This window comes from Snodgrassella alvi (assembly GCF_002777745.1).
Taxonomy (GTDB): Bacteria; Pseudomonadota; Gammaproteobacteria; order Burkholderiales; family Neisseriaceae; genus Snodgrassella; species Snodgrassella alvi_D.
This window is the reverse complement of the sequence record NZ_MEIO01000051.1, coordinates 22,626-40,463: the sequence shown is the minus strand read 5'-3', so window position 1 is coordinate 40,463 and position 17,838 is coordinate 22,626. Positions and strand designations below refer to the sequence as shown.

Sequence of the window (17,838 nt, the reverse complement as noted above, 5' to 3'; positions counted from 1 at the left end):
AGCGCGATTTTAGCAGTAATGATTGGCATTTAACTTGGTATTTAACCGACTGAGGGAGAGAAAATCGAAGACGCGATGGCTGCGAATGATGTTTTTGTTACCCTGATGGGTAATGAAGCTGAACCACGGCGTGCATTTATCGAAAATAATGTCTTGAATGCGCGGGTTGATATTTAAATATCCTTATTACACTAAAAAGGATGGAACGCGATACCATCCTTTTTTATTACAATGATTATATCCAGTAGCCAGTCTAAACAGGTTAACTATCTGATACAGCAAAAATTACTGCATAATCAGCCTTTAACACAGATAATCTGACGTAACTGATGCCTGATTTCTACCAGTTCCTGCTGTGCCTGCATTACTGCATCAATATCCTTGTACGCCAGTGGAATTTCGTCAATGACTTCTGCATCTTTACGGCATTCTACATGGGCAGTGGCTTGCATCTGGTCGGCAACGGTGAATCTCCTTTTGGCTTCGGCACGGCTCATTACCCGCCCTGCCCCATGTGAGCAGGAATGAAAGCTTTCTGCATTGCCTAAACCGCGCACGATATAACTTTTTGCCCCCATTGAGCCCGGTATAATCCCCAGTTCGCCCTCGCGCGCAGAAACAGCACCCTTACGGGTAACAAATACATTCTTACCAAAGTGCTGTTCTTTCTGCACGTAGTTATGATGGCAGTTTATGGTTTGCAGATGTGTGGTAAACGGCACATCAATTACTTGGCGTAGTGCAGCAATGGTGTTGTGCATCATTATTTCACGGTTCAGGCGGGCAAATTCTTGTGCCCAATGCACAGCCTCCAGATAATCACGACAGTATTCGGTTCCTTCAGCAAAATACGCTAAATCGTTATTGGGCAGATAGGTATCAATAAAATACTTTTTCATTTCTTTTTGAGCGAGCTCACTGAAATATTGACCAATGGCATGACCAATGCCACGGGAACCACTATGCAGCATAATCCATACCTGATCGGTTTCATCCAGACAAACTTCAATAAAATGATTACCGCTGCCCAGTGTTCCCAGATGATGCAAGCTATTGGCTTTTAAAAAGCGCGGATATTTGCTGGTGAGTTTTTCAAACCCTGGCAATAGCTGCTGCCAGTACGCTTGTACAATCGGCGGCGGATTATGCCAGCTACCTTTATCATACTTTTTGTTACCCGGAGTAGAACCGTGCGGTACTGCCTTTTCAATCGCCAGCCGCAATGGCATCAGGTCTTCCGGCAAATCCTGCGCGGTAAGTGATAACTGTACCGCCATCATGCCACAGCCGATATCCACGCCAACCGCAGCAGGTATAACTGCACCAGTAGTAGGAATCACGCTACCTATGGTAGAGCCTCGCCCCAGATGCACATCGGGCATTACGGCAATATGCTTAAAAATAAAGGGCAGTTCTGCGGTTTGCAGCAATTGTGTTTTGGCGATATCTTCTACTGGTACACCTTTAGTCCACATTTTTACCGGACGGGTTTTATCTTCTTTTAATACTTCATATTTTTGCATTTTTGTCTTTCATTATTTTTCTGTTTAATCAATCAGCCTAGGTTAGGCTGCTATTTCGCCTGAATGTTAATCAAACCATGTAATAACTGATCCAGACCGCCCACAACTGAAATTTTGTCGATGCGTTCAGCAATGCGTTCCAGTGTTTCCATTTCTTTCAAGCGTAAAGCCACTGGGTTATTTTCCATTACTCTGGCGGTATTCAGCAGGGAGCGGGTGGCGGAAGTTTCTTCGCGGCGGCGGATTACATTGGCCTGTGCCGCTTTTTCAGCCTCCACTACCTGCGCCAGTATGGTTTTCATGTCGCCCGGCAGAATAATATCTTTCACACCTACGCTAACGGTTTCTATTCCGTAACCAGTCATATTTGCCTGCATATGCGCATTGATAACTTCATCAATCACATCCTTGTTTTCCAGCAATTCATCCAGCGTGCGGGTACCAATTGCTTCGCGTAAGGCAAATTGCAATTGCCGGTACAACAGTTCCACAGGCTGGGCAGCTTTGGCGAAAGCAGTTAACACATCGGTATAGCACCAGTTGGCTACTAGGTTGATACGCAGATTGACTTTGTCGCGGGTTAGTATTTCCTGCCCGGATATTTCTACTGTCTGCAAGCGTGTATCGACGATTTCAACACTGATTTCGCGGTTAAAGCGCCAGTAAGCGGTGATGCCGGCATCCAGTAGCTGTTGCACTTTGCCATTTACTTTTAATACACCAACATGATAAGCCGGCACCTGCGCAATCAGTATGCTGCTGTCTCCAATCACTTCTTTCTTACGTAATTTAGGCTGCAATAACTGCTGCACCATTTGTTCAGATAGCTGATAGCCATCAGCCAGTTCTATGATCTGCATGTGCTGCTTGCTGTTATTCTGCCAATATAATCGTTTTGTTCCCGGCGGCAGGATTTCCACCAGTAAATCATCCTCGAAGCGTAAACCGGCCTGATTGGCGCCTACCTGCATCTGTACACAGTATTGCTGCATCTGTTCTGGTGCATTCTGCTCAATCGTAGCAGCAAGTACGTCATCGATACGGTTATCCTGTAATTTGTATTTACCCAGTACAAGTTTATGTTTGAACTCACACAAACCAATTACGGATTTAGGCGGAATAATCTGTACAAACTGGTTATCCACAAACAGTGTACCAATCTGTTCATCTATAAAATAATGCAGTTTGATATTGTCGATACCGGTAATCAGTCTGGCGGTATTTTTGGCCTGTATCAGTTCCAGTGCTACATCATCCGGTAAACGGTAGCCCTGCTGCAAAGTCACTTTTTTAATCGATTGCGCTTTATAACTCTGCCAGTAAAGTGCTTTGGTGGCCGGCATAATGATCTCTACCAGCATGTCTTCTTCATAACGCAGGGCAATTTCATTATCCGCTACATGGACATAAAGACAGTATTTTTCTACTAGCTGCGGATAAAAATTAAGCAGTTTTTCGGCGATGGCCGGCTCGATTTCAGTATCGGCCAGATCCACCAGATAATAGGTTATGGCAGAAAAGGGATCCCAGAAAGTATGGCGGCCGGCGGTAACAATGGTACTAATTTCATCTCGTTTACCCACAACAGCCAGTTCACCCTTTTTTACATCAATTATTTTCAGCATATTAATTCTCCTGTCTATTGCAGCCAGCAAACAGGATGAACACAATCAAACGGATTAAGTAACGGAATAACAGGGGAAAGATTCATCACCATAACCTAATTATCGCCTGCTTATGGTTAATAAATATTTTGCCTGCTATCCGGTTTTTTTACCCAGACAAAACAGCCATGGCTGAGTTTGCCCGGTTAACCGGTTTTTCCTGTGTCTAAGCTTTTACTACTGTGCTTATTCCCATTTACTGACTGGTATTGCTTAATACGACAAGTATTACTAAGTGATTTTTGAAACAGGAATCGAACCTGTCACAGATTGGTTTGGTGCCAATTGCTCTATCCAGTGAGCTTTTCAAAAATACTCCGTGAAAGGGAGGTGTCTTTCATACTCAGGAATACATGTTGATAATGCAAATGAATTGGCCTTGCGGCGAATCCGGCAGCATTCGCTATGCACCTGACTGCCATATCAGACAGTATGTATTGCAGACATAGGCTTTATTGCAATTACTGTACCAACTGGTAAATTTCTTTAGGAAATTTTTATAAACTATTATTTTTATTAATTAAATAATTAAATTTTAAAATTATTTGCCAGCTATTTATTGCTTAAATCCAACATTATTTTATAAATTTATATATAATTTTATTTATATTTATAAACCAGTAGAACAATCTTATGAGCAGAAAAAATGTTGTATTCGGCTTTTTGGGCAATGTGCTTGACCAGCGCGGTAAAGGCAGAAAACGCTGGGGGCGCTGGCGGCCAACAGTTGATGTCTGTAATCATCCGGAATTGCCGGTATCTCGCTTTGAACTGCTTTATCACGTCAATGATAACGAGTTACTGGCTGAAATTATTCAGGATATTAAAACCATTGCCCCAGATACACGGGTTAATCCGGTTGCAGTACATATACATGACCCATGGGATTTTGAGGAGGTGTATACCTGTTTACTGGATTTAGCAAACAGCTATCAATTTGATTATGAAAATGAAAATTATTATTTAAATATCACTACCGGCACACACGTTATGCAGATTTGCTGGTTTTTGCTGGCAGAATCACGCTTTTATCCGGCCAGACTGCTGCAATTATCGCCGACCAAAGGGGTAGCACAGCCAGAAACGGCGTTAACTGAGCCGGCAGAGCATCAACAGCTATGCAGCCGCGGACAAATCAATATCATTGACCTGAATCTGAACCGCTACGACCAGATTCTGACCCGCTTTCAGCAATACGCCGGCCAAGCTACTGAATTACTCAAATCCGGCATTGCCACCAGAAACCCGCATTACAATCAGCTGATTACTGAAATAGAAAAGGTAGCCAGCCGCTCGCATGCGCCTATCCTGCTATGCGGCCCTACCGGCGCCGGCAAATCATTTCTTGCTCGGCAAATTTACCAGCTTAAGCTGAATCAGCATCAGATAAGCGGCCAGTTTGTGGAAATTAACTGCGCTACTCTTACCGGTGATAATGCCATGTCCACTTTATTTGGTCATATTAAGGGAGCTTATACCGGCGCCAGCATGGCCAGAAGCGGCCTGCTCAAACAAGCTGATAACGGCCTTTTGTTTCTGGATGAAATCGGCGAACTGGGATTAGATGAACAGGCTATCCTGCTCAAAGCCATTGAAGAAAAACATTTTTATCCGTTGGGCTCGGATAAACTGGTTTCCAGCCAGTTCCAGCTTATTGCCAGCACCAATAAAGACTTAAAACAGGCAATTGCCTGTGGCGCCTTCAGGGAAGATTTATACGCACGGATTAATTTATGGAGCTATCAACTGCCCGGACTGGCAGAACGCAAAGAAGATATTGAACCAAATATTGATTTTGAGCTGGCACGCTATGCCAAGGAATATGGCACTATGCCACGCTTTAATCAGCAATCCAGAACCCGCTATGTAAACTTTGCCACTTCGGCTACTGCACGATGGGCGGGCAATTTCCGTGAGCTCACCGCTTCTATTACCCGTATGGCTACGCTGGCCACGCAAGGTAATATTACTTTGACACAGGTTGAAGACGAAATTCAGCGCTTACAGCAACACTGGCAGCAGACAACACCCGCCGATGCACTGATTCCGGTTGAAATTGATGAATTCGACCGCTATCAGCTAGAAAAGGTGATTGAAGTATGCCGCAAAAGCCGAACTTTATCCGAGGCCGGCCGCTATCTGTTTGCGGTATCACGGGCACAGAAACAGCGTGCCAATGATGCCGACAGGCTGAAAAAATATCTGGCCAAGTTTGATTTAAGCTGGGAGCAGATAAAAGATAGTGCCTGTAGCAGCGATTAAAAATCAGTACAATTGATTTATCTATCAATGGTTACCTGATGATATAAGCTTCCGCTGCTTTCGGTAGCCAAAAGCATTAAAAAAAGCATTTGATGGAAGGTGAAAACCAGTTATGGATTACTCACTATCTATTGTCTGGTATGCAATTGAACGCATGATGACTGCTCATCATCTATAACCAAGCTCTATCTGTTACCGACACAGAAAAATCATCCTCCTAGGTAATATTTACCTGCCTGCAAGACCGCAGACAGGTAAATAATACTATTCAGAGGAGACGTGTATAAATGAATTACGGTATCTGCATTGAATACGCTGTTAACACACCATCCGTTGCAACAATTTTTTAAAGTCTTCACCCACTAAAGGATGTTTCATTCCATACGCCACTGTTGCTTCCAGATAACCAAGCTTATCACCACAATCATAACGTCTGCCGGCAAAAGCATAAGCAAGCATTTTTTGTTCGGTAAGCAAGCGGGAAATAGCATCGGTTAACTGGATTTCTCCGCCTGCTCCACGTGGTAAATTAGTTAAAAAATCAAAAATGCGGGCAGATAAAATATAACGCCCTACTACCCCCAGATGTGACGGTGCTTCATCCGGATGCGGTTTTTCCACAATACTTTTGACATAGTCAAAGCCATCTTCGTTGGTTATTTCCACAATACCGTAAGCACCGGTCTGTTGTGGGTCGACATTCTCCACCCCGATTACATTACAACCAGTACGATAATAAGCATCCATCATCTGGCTTAATGCTCCTTGTCCAGCATCAATCAGATCATCTGCCAGCACTACAGCAAAGTTATCTTTACCCACCGCTGCACGGCTGCACAGCACGGCATGCCCCAATCCCAGCGCAGCCGGCTGGCGAATATACAGACAGGTAACATTAGGCGGCAATATATCCTGCACAAAATCCAGCAGTTTATTCTGGTTGCGGTAGGCCAGCTCGGTTTCCAGCTCATACGCTTTATCAAAATGATCCTCTATGCTGCGTTTATTGCGGCCGGTAATAAATACCAGCTCAGTACAGCCGGCAGCCACGGCCTCTTCCACTGCATACTGAATCAGTGGTTTATCCACAATCGGCAGCATCTCTTTCGGACTGGCTTTGGTAGCCGGTAAAAACCGTGTTCCCATGCCTGCTACCGGAAACACACATTTACGGATTGGTTCTGCTTTCATCTGTTCTACTCTTTAATTCCCAACATAGCCATCAACGCAGCCTGATCCAGTATGGTAACACCAAGCGCCTCGGCTTTGGTCAGCTTGCTACCTGCCTCGGCACCTGCTACGACAAAATCGGTTTTTTTCGACACGCTGCCACTCACTTTGCCACCTGCCTCCTCTATATGCTGCTGCGCCACATCCCGTGACCAGTCTGGCAAGGTACCGGTTAACACAAAAGTTTTACCGGCAATGGCTTCATTGGCTGCTGGTGCTCTTTCTTCTTGCTCTCCAGTGAGTAATTGCTCACGTAAAGCAATGGTTTTTTGCAGTAATAAGCGGTTTTCCGGCTGGGCGCACCATTGTTGCCAGCTTTCCGGTAAAGCTTTATCTGTTAATAGCTGCGACCAGTTCATTCCGGCCAGTTGCCAGAGTTTCTGTGCCCGGGTTTCGGTTAAACCTGCACTGGGCAGGCGTGCCAGTATCCGCTCAGGAGCAAAATATTCACGCAGCGGTATCCGGCGGGTTTCTGTCTGTGGTTCTACGCCTGTATCAAGCAATTCCTGCAATTGACCAGTCTGATCTTCCTGACTGAAAAAATACGCTACCGAATGTGCCACAACAGTACCGATATCCGGCAAACAGGCCAGTAATGGCTCAGTAGCCTGAGTTAGCGTGGCCAAATCGCCAAATGCCTGTGCCAGCTGTTTGGCAGTGCGTTCACCAACATGAAAAATACCTAAAGCATAAATAAGATTGGCCAGTGGACGCCGGCGGCTGGCTGCGATGCCAGCCAGAATATTTTCTGCCCATCTGGAAGGTTGCTGTTTGGCGGCTTTACTGGTAGTGGATAATGCCAGCTCATCCGCTGCTGTTTCTGCGCTATCCGCTGCTTCCTGTTTAGCCTGCTGTTTCATAGCCAGTAAATCGGATAATTGCAAACGGTATACATCGGCGAAATGATGCACACGCTTCTGTGCCACTAATAGCTCAATCTGCCGCTCGCCCAGATTTTCAATATCCATCGCCCGGCGTGAGGCAAAGTGTATCAATGTCTGTACCCGCTGTGCCTGACACAGCATACCGCCACTACAGCGTGCCACTGCTTCACCTTCTTCGCGCACAATCTCATGCCCACAAACCGGACAATGTTGCGGCATACGGAATGGCGGATACTTTGGCACTGCCTCTTGCGGTGTAAACAAATCTGCACTCGGTTTTTCCACCATTGGCCGCTGCGCCAGCACTACAGATACTATTTCCGGTATCACATCACCGGCACGCCGCACAATTACTGTATCACCCTCGCGAACATCCTTTCGCTGCGCTTCACCTTCATTATGCAAAGTTGCATTGGTAACGGTTACGCCACCAACAAATACCGGCGTTAAACGCGCAACTGGTGTTATTGCTCCGGTACGTCCAACCTGTACATCAATTGCTTCTACTGTGGTGAGCATTTCCTCTGCCGGAAATTTGTGCGCAATGGCAAAGCGTGGTGCCCGCGCAACATAACCAAGCTGTTGTTGCTGTGCCAAATTATCGACCTTAATCACCACACCATCGATGCCAAAGGGCAAATCTGCACGTATCTGATAAATATGCTCATAAAATGCCAGCACCTTTCTGATATCAGCCTGATAACACAAGGTATCCTGTGGCGGTATGGTCAAACCCAAACGTGCCAGCAACGCCAGCTCCTCACTGTGACTATCCGGTACAGAATTCTCGTCCAGTCTGGCAATTCCGTAAGCATAGAAATGCAGACGCCGGCGTGCAGTAATTTTTGGATCAAGCTGGCGCAGACTGCCAGCCGCCGCATTGCGGGGATTAGCAAATGTTTTCTGATTTTCTGCCTGCTGATGTGCATTCAGCCGCTCGAAATCGGCTTTTAACATTAATACTTCACCGCGTACTTCCAGCACATCGGGCACATTATCCCCATGCAGGCGCAAAGGAATATTCACAATCGTGCGCGCATTTTCAGTTACATCTTCGCCAGTATAACCATCACCACGCGTTGCAGCTTGCACCAGCAAACCATCACGATAAAGCAAGCTGATGGCTAAACCATCAAATTTCGGTTCTACAATATATTCAGGCTCAGTGCCTAGAGCATCACGTACCCGCTTATCAAAGGCATGCATCTCGCTATGGTCAAACTGATTGTTATCGCCCAGCGGTGAGAACGCATTATTTAATGACAGCATCGGAATCTGATGTACTACAGCAGTGAATTTTTGCTGTGCGCTTCCACCCACACGCATACTGGGGCTATCCGGCTGGCGCCATTGCGGATATTGTTCTTCCAGAGATTGTAACTCGCGGAACAGCCGGTCATACTCTGCATCCGGTACAGTAGGCGCATCTAAGTCATAATATTCATGCGCATAACGATTAAGCAGTGCGGTTAAATCGATAATTTGCTGTTCGCTCACTGAATTCATTCCAGTTATTCCTTCAAGCAACTGAAAAAGAAATGGCAACCCCCATTCTGCGGCTTGCCATCTCATCATAATATTAAAAAAACTCAGGCAATATCAGGAAAACAGCCTTTTTGTCAGCTCACTTCCGGGCTTCAGCTCAACCTGTTTCATTTCCTTCTGCCGGTCAACCACATAGCGGCGTACTTCTCGCAACCATTCTGTGGATAATTCTTCCACCTTGTCATTGACCAAATCCAAGCTTAGCTGGCTGGACAGTTTAACTGCCATATCCATAAACTGATCAAAACATTTTTCGCCGTCCGGTATGTGTACTATATCAAATAACATACTGAATCCACGATAATTTTGATTTGCTAACAATGTAGAAGTAAACGGGGTGTTATCCAGCGTTACAATACTGAACAAAGGTTCACCATTACTATCGACATAATAAAATGCACCATCATGCCCCAGTTCGAAACCTTGTTTCTCAATCGCAGCACGCAACTCCGTACCACTGACATTAGTGCGTGATACCAGATGAATAGCAATTGTCTGGTCAACCCGTGCACACAGCTCATCCAATGGCCGCGCCACATTCAGAAAAGTATTAATATCCGTTAACAGTAATTGTCCATCCATTTGCTCGGCAAACCGGTTGGCCTGTTCACCAAAATGCACCAGCTCTTCATATGTAAGCAAACCACTGCGGCTAATCGCCTGCAAGCCAACCACAAATCCCTGATAATAAACACTGGGAATCGGCTCAGCAATTTGATAACGACCATCCATGGTACAGCCCACCAGCCGAAAACGTGAACGGCTACTCAGGCGTGGCATAGCGTGTAATTCTTTCGGTTCATACAAGGCAATATAAGCCAGATAATCAAAGCGTACATCAAACCACGGCAGCGTTTGTCTGGACATATCGCGCACGTCCAGTAAAGTTTTACGTCCTTTTACCGGAACTGTACGTGATAATGGCTCCATATCACTGTGTACAGACAAACTTGCCGGTAGTGCATCTTCATCAGCCTCAGGCATCAGCGGCTCTGCACTATTCTCCTCAGGTTCCTGTATTTGGACATCACTCGCTTCAGGTACGGCTTCCTCACCAATAACCACAGATTCAGCCTGCTCTACAGATGAACCGGCAGCATTATCCGCCTCATTTTCTGGTGGCACAGTTTTCTCATTCAGCACAGACTGTGTCTGAGTGCCATCACGCACTGAGCTCACCTGACTGTCCAGTAAAGCATCCTTATTGGCATGACCAAACTGCTCACGCAATTGTTTGCGGTATTGGCTTTCCTGATAAATATTATAGGCCAGCACTACTAGAATGAACACAGCACCCACCACCAACACAATCAATACAGAATCACTCATTACATTCCTACTAGACAATTTGCGGAAGCCGCAATTTAATTAACTGTTAAATAGAATTATAACCAAAAATAACCCTGCCGGCAGCCTTAAACTATAGTAGCCATTGATATTCTGTTGTTACCGGCAAACCCTGTGCCCGCAGTCTGTCCCACTGAAAAAAATGCCCCGGATCAGATTTTCGCCCCGGCGCCACATGCTGATGCCCCGTGACAGCCTTAATTGGATAGCACTCACACAGTGTCTGCAACAATCCGCCTAACTGCGCATACTGCGATTCAGTGAACGGCTCAAAATCACAGCCCTCCAGCTCAATCCCGATTGAAAACGCATTGCAGCCCTCACGCCCATCAAAACGCGACACTCCTGCCTGAAAAGCCGCATCATCACAGGAAACAAACTGAGTTAATGCTCCGCTACGCTCCAGCAGAAAATGGCTTGATACCCGCAAATTGATAAGCGAGCGCATAAAATCATCCGGTTCATCCGCTCTAATCTGATTGGTAAACAGGCGCTGTACTGCCTGCTGCCCATATTCAAACGGCGGCAGAGAAATATTATGCAAAACCACCAGCGATATTTCAGTGTGCTGTGGTCGCTGGCTGAAGTTTGGTGACGGCACATGAATACACTGCTGTAACCAACCATCTGTCCATAGCGGCTTTTGTTCGCCCGGCATTCGCTTTGCCTCTTGTAATAAAAATGTTTACCTTAATACAGCTCTGATTAGGCGTCTACTTTTAGCACATAATCAAGCAAAAAGCCGAAAATTGACCAGTTACTGCCCATAAGCAGACCAGGCCAAAACAACACTTGGGGCACAAGCAGGCAAAGTCAGATTATTTCTGTTAAATAAACAGACACATATACAATCATCCATATAAAACACTTGCCAAACCAGATTATATCTGGTTTAATGCGCACTCTTCCCCGCTGGCCAGATAGCTCAGTCGGTAGAGCAACGGACTGAAAATCCGTGTGTCGGCAGTTCGATCCTGCCTCTGGCCACCATTAATAACCGCTAAATGCGGTTATTTTTTTGTCTGTTGAAAGCATAAATATGAATCAGACAATTTCATTATGTCTAAGGTTTCCAATACCAGCTGATACAAAAAAAAATAATTATTAAATATCTTCCAAAAATCAAACTACAATACGCTACTCTACAATTATTCTGAAATCTGCAAAGTAAATATTGTGAAATTTAAAATCATTTTTTTAATTACCTATCGGTTTGATGTAATTAATTAAGGAATAAAAAATGAATCGTAAAGAACAATTGGAACCGCTTGATTTTCTGTCTGAAGATGGTCATTTCTATTCAATTCTTAAACTTGAAAATTATTTAAAAACAAATGAAGATGAAAATAATAAAATTATTAGTTTCTGCAAAGATACAACTAAGAAGATAAAATCGGCACCAAAATTTGTATCATTAGCGACTTTGCTTAAGAATTATAATTCAATATTTCAGTATAGCCATAAAATAAATAAAAGAATAAAAAGATTGAGATTATGGCTTAAACCATTAATGGAGCAGAACGAGCAACTCACAAAAGAATTAGATGCAGCAAAAATTAAAATTCAGGAGTTGGAGAAACAAAAAGATAATCCAGCACAGGCTGCAATCATTTATACTCAAATACGTTACAATAAACAATTAGTACAACAAATTCAAAACTTAGAGCAAGAATTAAGGATATTAAAAGCAAACAAACCTATTGTGGTAGAAAAAAATGCTCGGACTAAAAAAAAATTAAAGTGGCTGAATAATGCTTCTATTGAATTAGAAAATGCAAAAAAAGAAGTTGCTAATACACTCACAGCAAGAGCGCGCAAAGCAGGCAAAGCCAAAAAAAGTCCATACGAAAAAGCTGGTACAAAAGAGAAAGTAAAAGAATATTGGTTAATGGCAAGAAAAGAATTTACAAATCGAGGAGCAAAGCAGAATTTTATAAACGATATGCTTGAAAAAGCGGTGACAAATATTTTACCTATGCCGAATAATAGTAATTTTTCAGAGAAAACCATTAGAAACTGGATAAAAGAATTTGAGCATGAAATAGGGAAATCATCAAGCTAATTCCGGAAATCAACATGCTGCTTCATTTAACAGATTCTTATCTGCAATTAATCTTTTGCCTGTTTTGAACAGCTCCCAATCGAGGCAAAAAATATGACCAATAACCTTATACAACCAATAGTAATTTTCAGTGTTATTTCTGAATTTCCTGAATCGGGTAATTTACGCTTGGTCGGTCAAAGTTTTTCATTGCAGCATCAGCATCCGGTTTTAGCAGATAAGCTGTCAATAAATGCGGAGGGCAGATAATGAATAATATCCCTACTGCTGATATTTCAGCCAAAAAACACAGTGATGCAGCTGCTCAGCCACTGCAAAGTACCAGCTACGCCACTCAGCGCAGCTTTATTCTGCAACGCTTACGTGAACATCCGCACAGCACTCTGGAACTGCGCGCATTGGGTATCTGTAGTCCGGCTCCACGTATTAATGAATTACGTAATCAGGGCTATGTGATTGAAACGACGCGACGGCATGAATATGATTCCGCCGGTGTGGTACACAGTATCGCTGTGTATACGCTGTTAACTGATACCCACAAGCACAACGATTAATTACTACTCTGAATAAAATAATAAGAACACAGCAATAGAGGAAGCCGTATTTTGTGTTTTATGCTTTCTCTATTGCTACTGTATCTGGTAAACAGTTTAAAGACTGGCTTCTGCACTTAAAACACTTTCGCCAGCGCTGTGGATTAAATCCAGACAGGGATTGCTGGTTGGCTGTATCAGCTATATTGTATATTAGTTCTCAATTTGCCAGATTGGTTTGATGCAGGCGCTGAGGAAGAAGCAGAATTATTTTTAATCCTGTAACAGAGTTAATAGTGTTTTTTGAATAATTTTTTATCCTTACCGGAAACTGCAAAAACTGTTGGTCGATTCGTTCTACTAAAGATACAGTTAATATATTCCTTTTTGATATTTTCTATTATTTGACTGATCATTGGCTAGCCAGAAAGATACCTGCTATTGTAAGCATCTGCTGGCTGCAATGGATGTGATAAAAATTTCTTCTAATCATACTGTTCATACTGTTGCATATAAATGAAAATAATTATTATTATCTTTTAAAAATGGTTAAGCATGTATAGAATGTTGTTTCTGATGGGGAGTAATCAGTTTCAGTCTATATTTTTGGGAGAAAGCTTACATGCACTCTGATACTTCTAAGTTACAGCAACAGCAGGATTTTCAATCTGGTGTGAATGATGTGTCTGCACGGAGTTCAACAAGTGAAGCGACAGCAGCAGATGCTTTTCGTTTTCTGGAATATATTCAGCACAATCTATTTGACGCGGTGCCGGATAAAACTGCGCTGTTTTATGCTGGTGAAGCCATTAGTTATCCACTGCTTGGACAGAATGTGGCCAAAATAATGTTTGCTTTGCAGCAAAAGGATTTACAGGCTGGCGCAGTGGTGGCGGTATGTCTGCCCAAAAGTGCTGAACATGTTTATGCTGTTTTAGCCTGTGCGCTGCTGGGTATTATCTGGTTACCGGTTGATATGGATGCACCTGAGGCCAGACGCGACTATTTGCTGTCTAACAGTAAAGTTGATGTGGTTATCGCTAAGGCACAGCCAGACGGCTGGCAATGTGTTTTGATTGATGACGTTCTGGCTACGCCAGTACCAGAAAGACCTGAGTGTTCTTATGCACTGAATAAGCGTGCGGCCTATTACTTGTATACTTCTGGCAGTACGGGGATTCCAAAGTGTGTGGTACTGAATAATCTGGCTACAGCCAATGTACTCGGGCAAACGATTGGCCGATGGAATATGCATCGTGACGATGTGCTGATGGCAGTAACGCCCTTTCATCATGATATGTCTGTATTCGATGTTTTTGCAGCAATGGCACTTGGTGCTTCTCTGGTGATTCCAACGCCGGCACAGGTGAAGGATGCCTGTGCATGGGCGCAGTTGGTGGCGACGCATAATGTTACGATCTGGGTGAGTGTGCCGGCGATTGTGGATATGTTGTGCAGTGTGGCTCGGGTAGAACAATTGCAATCGCTGCGGCTGGTTGCGCAGGGCGGCGATTATGTTAAGCCGGCGTTGATTCAATATTTACGCCAGCATCTGCCGCACGCGCGTTTGTTTTCTCTGGGCGGCCCTACGGAAACCACTATCTGGAGTATCTGGCATGAAATTACTGCTGAGGATGTGGATGTGATTCCTTATGGCCGGGCTTTGGCGCACAATCAATATTATATTCTGAATGAACAGTTGCAGCCGTGTGCGGTGGGTGAAGTTGGCCAGATGTATATGGCGGGAGTGAATTTATCCAATGGCTATTTGCTTGATGGGCAGTTACTCACCGGCGATTTTGTATCGCTGCAATGCGCTGCGGGAAAAACTGCTTTGCGCATGAGTGATCTGGGCTATGTGCGTACGGATGGCAATATTATTTTTGCAGGGCGGGCTGAAGGCTATCTGAAAATCAAGGGGGTGCGGATTTCGGCAGCAGAAGTAGAAGTTGTGCTGGCTAAATCTGGCTGTTTACAGGACGGTGTGGTGGTGTGCTGTACTCATCCGGTAACGTCTATGCATGAATTGGTGGCGGTGTATACGCTGCCTGCGGGCAGGCAGAATGTGGATATTAATGCGTTAAAGCAATATTTATTAGCCAGCCTGCCTAAGTCGCATATTCCCACCAGATGGCTGGCTATTGACCAGATTCCGCTTACGCATAATGTGAAAGTAGACCGGAAACGTATACAGCAGATGGCGCAGGAGCGTCTGTATCAGGCTGTGCCAGCTCAGGCTGCGGCCGCAGCGGAGCAAAATCAGGCAGTGGCAGATAGTGTTGTGGCTATTTTTCGTGACTGCCGCCCGCAACAGGCAGACGATGCAGGTGATATTTCTGTGCAATCTGAAATTCTGGTCATGGGTTTGCGCCTGAAACAATTAATGATGGTGGCCAGCAGGATTACTGAACGGTTTAATATTCAACTGGATGCGCCGGCTCTGGTGCGTTGTAAAACGGTACAGGATGTGGTGTATCAGGTGCAGCAGAAGCTGCTGAATTAGGTTTTGATGCTGTTGGCGCAAATAAAGTACTTAATTTGAATTTTAAGTACTTTATTTGTTTTATGCGGGTAGTTTTACTGGCCGCCGCTCTGTGCTGAAGTCTGTGCGGTCAGTTTGCTCAAGAGTTGCTTCACCTCCCGGGCAATGCGTTCGACTACTGCGGTTGGATAGCGGTGTGCCTGATAGGTAATTATCATGCTCAGGCTATGCTGGTTGTTAATCTGGTTTTCCATGATTTCAAAGTGCAGGCCGAACATGGATTCGTTACGTTCAGGCAGTATTTGCCGGTATGGGATGGCGCCTTGCGGGGTGTTTAGCTGGCCATTTAAAGCGTTGTTTGTGTGGATATGAATGTAAACATCAAACATTAAGCCCTGGTTGTCGGGGATGCCTAAAGCCTGCTGGATATGATTAATCGGGATATCGGCATACTCTATGGACTCGTTGATTTGTTTGCTGGTGTCGACCAGTAGTGAGGTGAATGGTTGCTGCGGATTAAAGCGGATACGGTGCGCTACCATGGTGGTAAAGTAACCAACGGTATCGAAATAGTTGGGGTCGGTACGGCCTGAAGCAGAGGTACCGATTACGATTTCGGTTAAATTACCCTCTTTTTGCAGTACGGTGGCAATGGCGGTATAAAACACGCTGAATATAGAGGCATGGTGTTTTTTGGCAAAGGCTGAGATGTTGCGATGGAAGGCTGAATCGAATTTGATTTCCAGCCATTCAATCTGTGGAGCGGTATTTTGCGATGCTGTAGCGACTGTCGAATTTAAAGTCAGTCCTCTTACAGCTCCTTGCAGACGTTTGCACCAGTAATCGAGATGTTGCTGGTTAATGCCGTTTTGCTGCTGCATGCGGGCAAATTCGTGAATGCTGGGAACGCTGTTCGGCCAGACGGGTGCTTTGCCTTGCAGCCGCGCTGCATAGGCTATATTTAAATCGGCCATGATGGTGTTTAAAGACCACTCATCTATTACCATGTGATGCACCAGAAACGATAAAATCGTGTTGCCATTGTGTGCTTTTAACAGGCGGATTCGGAGCGGCAGTTCGCGTGTGAGATCGAATTTATAGGCTGCTTCAGTAGCTAAGGTGGCATCTTTGCTGTCGCTGCTCGGCCAGAACCATTGATGCTGTTTAAGCTCGGTAATGGGTACGGTATATTGCAAGGTTTGTTGGTGTGAGGTTTTAAACAGGGTGCGTAATCCAACGTGGCGGATAATTAAATCATTAAATGCCTGATGTAAGGCTTCTTCATTAACCGGCTGCTGAAATTCTATAGCGAACGGTAGGTTATAAACGGGGCTGAAATCAAAAGCGCTGTAAGCCTGCCATAAAAAATCCTGCGCCAGTGTTAAGGGTGCCTGTTGTTCAGGCTGTATCTGGGTTACGGAAGCAACTGGCTGCTCTTGCTGCGCAATATTGGCCAGTGCACGGGCGGATGGTGATTTAAAGAAATCATTGAAGTTGAGTTTAATGCCATGGTTGTTCTGTAAGTTGCCAATAACGCGGGTGGCCAGCAGTGAATGGCCGCCAAAATCAAAAAAGTCATCGTCAAGGGTCATATTCGGTTCAGCCAGTGTGTTTCTGAACTCTGCCAGTATGATGCTGGCCAGTGCTGCTACGTTGGTATGCTGTGTTTTCTTGGCTGGTGCCGGATTTAAACTGCTTAAGTCTACTGGCGTGAGCTCGAGCTGATGTTCTGAACCGCTGTAGTTGATGTAGCTGGTGTGGATTTCTTTGATTAATTCATCCAGTGTGAATTGTTCCTCGAGTATGGGATGCAAGCGAAGTGCCAGAATTACGCTGTTTTCTGTGCTGATTACTGTTGCCAGAAAAGGCGGGGTGATTTCGGGCTGCCAGTGTTGCTGTGCCAATGTAGATAATAGTGCAGTAACCTGCCCTTGCGCTGCTTGCTCATTCTGTACGCAGGTTGTCCAATCTGTATCGGGGTATTTGTATAAATCACCGTCTTCGGTGAATTCATAGCGGGTATTCAATTCTGTATGCGTTGCCAGCAGGCTGTGGATACTTTTATGCAGGATGGCTGAATCGGGATATGGATTCAGCAGCCATGCTGCAAGCTGATATTTCACTTGTTCTGGTTCTTGTAACTGTTGCATCCAGATATATTCTTCACGCTCATTGGCTAAAGATGGTGCTGTTGCTGTATTTGTATCTGACATGTTTTTTAATCCTCTCTTGTTCCGTTGAAGACGAGTAAGTAGCTAATTAATGAATGGCCGGATGTTGATGAAACACGATGAATGCTGAAGTTT

At 44.6% G+C, this 17,838-nt stretch carries 11 protein-coding genes and 2 tRNA genes; 5 read left to right on the top strand and 8 right to left on the bottom strand.

What is annotated here, in order from left to right; all coding sequences use genetic code 11:
* Positions 1–296: 296 nt before the first annotated feature.
* The 3 genes from BHC51_RS06835 to BHC51_RS06825 all read right to left on the bottom strand — a co-directional run bounded on the left by BHC51_RS06835 (position 297) and on the right by BHC51_RS06825 (position 3,499).
* Entirely contained in the window at positions 297–1,523 is a 1,227-nt protein-coding gene (locus BHC51_RS06835; protein ID WP_100124115.1) for an RtcB family protein, read from the bottom strand.
* Positions 1,524–1,573: 50 nt separating this feature from the next.
* Positions 1,574–3,148, bottom strand: a complete 1,575-nt coding sequence (locus BHC51_RS13070; RefSeq protein ID WP_257384785.1) for a slipin family protein — start codon at positions 3,146–3,148, stop codon at positions 1,574–1,576.
* 278 nt (positions 3,149–3,426) lie between these two features.
* A tRNA-Trp gene (locus BHC51_RS06825) sits at positions 3,427–3,499 on the bottom strand.
* 321 nt (positions 3,500–3,820) lie between these two features.
* Here BHC51_RS06825 and rtcR point away from each other — a divergent pair.
* Entirely contained in the window at positions 3,821–5,449 is a 1,629-nt protein-coding gene (gene rtcR, locus BHC51_RS06820; protein ID WP_100153624.1) for an RNA repair transcriptional activator RtcR, read from the top strand.
* 318 nt (positions 5,450–5,767) lie between these two features.
* Here rtcR and galU read toward each other — a convergent pair whose 3' ends face one another.
* From galU to ampD, 4 genes are all read right to left on the bottom strand, one after another.
* A complete protein-coding gene (gene galU, locus BHC51_RS06815) occupies positions 5,768–6,640 on the bottom strand; it encodes a UTP--glucose-1-phosphate uridylyltransferase GalU (protein WP_100153623.1) in 873 nt (290 codons plus the stop codon).
* Positions 6,641–6,645: 5 nt separating this feature from the next.
* The gene (ligA, locus tag BHC51_RS06810; RefSeq protein ID WP_100153622.1) at positions 6,646–9,069 is read right to left on the bottom strand and encodes an NAD-dependent DNA ligase LigA; all 2,424 of its coding nucleotides are present in this window, start codon (positions 9,067–9,069) and stop codon (positions 6,646–6,648) included.
* Between the two features lie 93 nt (positions 9,070–9,162).
* Positions 9,163–10,422: a cell division protein ZipA C-terminal FtsZ-binding domain-containing protein gene (locus BHC51_RS06805; RefSeq protein WP_180296456.1), complete on the bottom strand. Its 1,260-nt coding sequence runs from the start codon at positions 10,420–10,422 to the stop codon at positions 9,163–9,165.
* A gap of 106 nt (positions 10,423–10,528) precedes the next feature.
* Complete coding sequence (ampD, locus tag BHC51_RS06800) at positions 10,529–11,113, bottom strand: 1,6-anhydro-N-acetylmuramyl-L-alanine amidase AmpD (RefSeq protein WP_100153620.1); 585 nt, start codon at positions 11,111–11,113, stop codon at positions 10,529–10,531.
* A gap of 256 nt (positions 11,114–11,369) precedes the next feature.
* Here ampD and BHC51_RS06795 point away from each other — a divergent pair.
* From BHC51_RS06795 to BHC51_RS06780, 4 genes are all read left to right on the top strand, one after another.
* Positions 11,370–11,445 (top strand) — tRNA-Phe (locus tag BHC51_RS06795).
* 250 nt (positions 11,446–11,695) lie between these two features.
* Complete coding sequence (locus BHC51_RS06790; protein WP_100153619.1) at positions 11,696–12,517, top strand: hypothetical protein; 822 nt, start codon at positions 11,696–11,698, stop codon at positions 12,515–12,517.
* Between the two features lie 248 nt (positions 12,518–12,765).
* Positions 12,766–13,071: a helix-turn-helix domain-containing protein gene (locus BHC51_RS06785; RefSeq protein WP_100099113.1), complete on the top strand. Its 306-nt coding sequence runs from the start codon at positions 12,766–12,768 to the stop codon at positions 13,069–13,071.
* Positions 13,072–13,672: 601 nt separating this feature from the next.
* On the top strand, positions 13,673–15,553 hold the full coding sequence (locus BHC51_RS06780) for an AMP-binding protein (protein ID WP_100153618.1): 1,881 nt from the start codon (positions 13,673–13,675) through the stop codon (positions 15,551–15,553).
* Positions 15,554–15,627: 74 nt separating this feature from the next.
* On the opposite strand, the gene BHC51_RS06775 is transcribed toward BHC51_RS06780, so the two are convergent.
* Positions 15,628–17,745: a condensation domain-containing protein gene (locus tag BHC51_RS06775; RefSeq protein WP_218966390.1), complete on the bottom strand. Its 2,118-nt coding sequence runs from the start codon at positions 17,743–17,745 to the stop codon at positions 15,628–15,630.
* Between the last annotated feature and the right edge of the window lie 93 nt (positions 17,746–17,838).

What these genes read in the sequence shown, in the direction of transcription:
- BHC51_RS06835 (WP_100124115.1), bottom strand. Translation starts at nt 1,523, where the DNA reads ATGCAAAAATATGAAGTATTAAAAGAAGATAAAACCCGTCCGGTAAAA.
- BHC51_RS13070 (WP_257384785.1), bottom strand. Translation starts at nt 3,148, where the DNA reads ATGCTGAAAATAATTGATGTAAAAAAGGGTGAACTGGCTGTTGTGGGT.
- rtcR (WP_100153624.1), top strand. Translation starts at nt 3,821, where the DNA reads ATGAGCAGAAAAAATGTTGTATTCGGCTTTTTGGGCAATGTGCTTGAC.
- galU (WP_100153623.1), bottom strand. Translation starts at nt 6,640, where the DNA reads ATGAAAGCAGAACCAATCCGTAAATGTGTGTTTCCGGTAGCAGGCATG.
- ligA (WP_100153622.1), bottom strand. Translation starts at nt 9,069, where the DNA reads ATGAATTCAGTGAGCGAACAGCAAATTATCGATTTAACCGCACTGCTT.
- ampD (WP_100153620.1), bottom strand. Translation starts at nt 11,113, where the DNA reads ATGCCGGGCGAACAAAAGCCGCTATGGACAGATGGTTGGTTACAGCAG.
- BHC51_RS06790 (WP_100153619.1), top strand. Translation starts at nt 11,696, where the DNA reads ATGAATCGTAAAGAACAATTGGAACCGCTTGATTTTCTGTCTGAAGAT.
- BHC51_RS06785 (WP_100099113.1), top strand. Translation starts at nt 12,766, where the DNA reads ATGAATAATATCCCTACTGCTGATATTTCAGCCAAAAAACACAGTGAT.
- BHC51_RS06780 (WP_100153618.1), top strand. Translation starts at nt 13,673, where the DNA reads ATGCACTCTGATACTTCTAAGTTACAGCAACAGCAGGATTTTCAATCT.
- BHC51_RS06775 (WP_218966390.1), bottom strand. Translation starts at nt 17,745, where the DNA reads ATGTCAGATACAAATACAGCAACAGCACCATCTTTAGCCAATGAGCGT.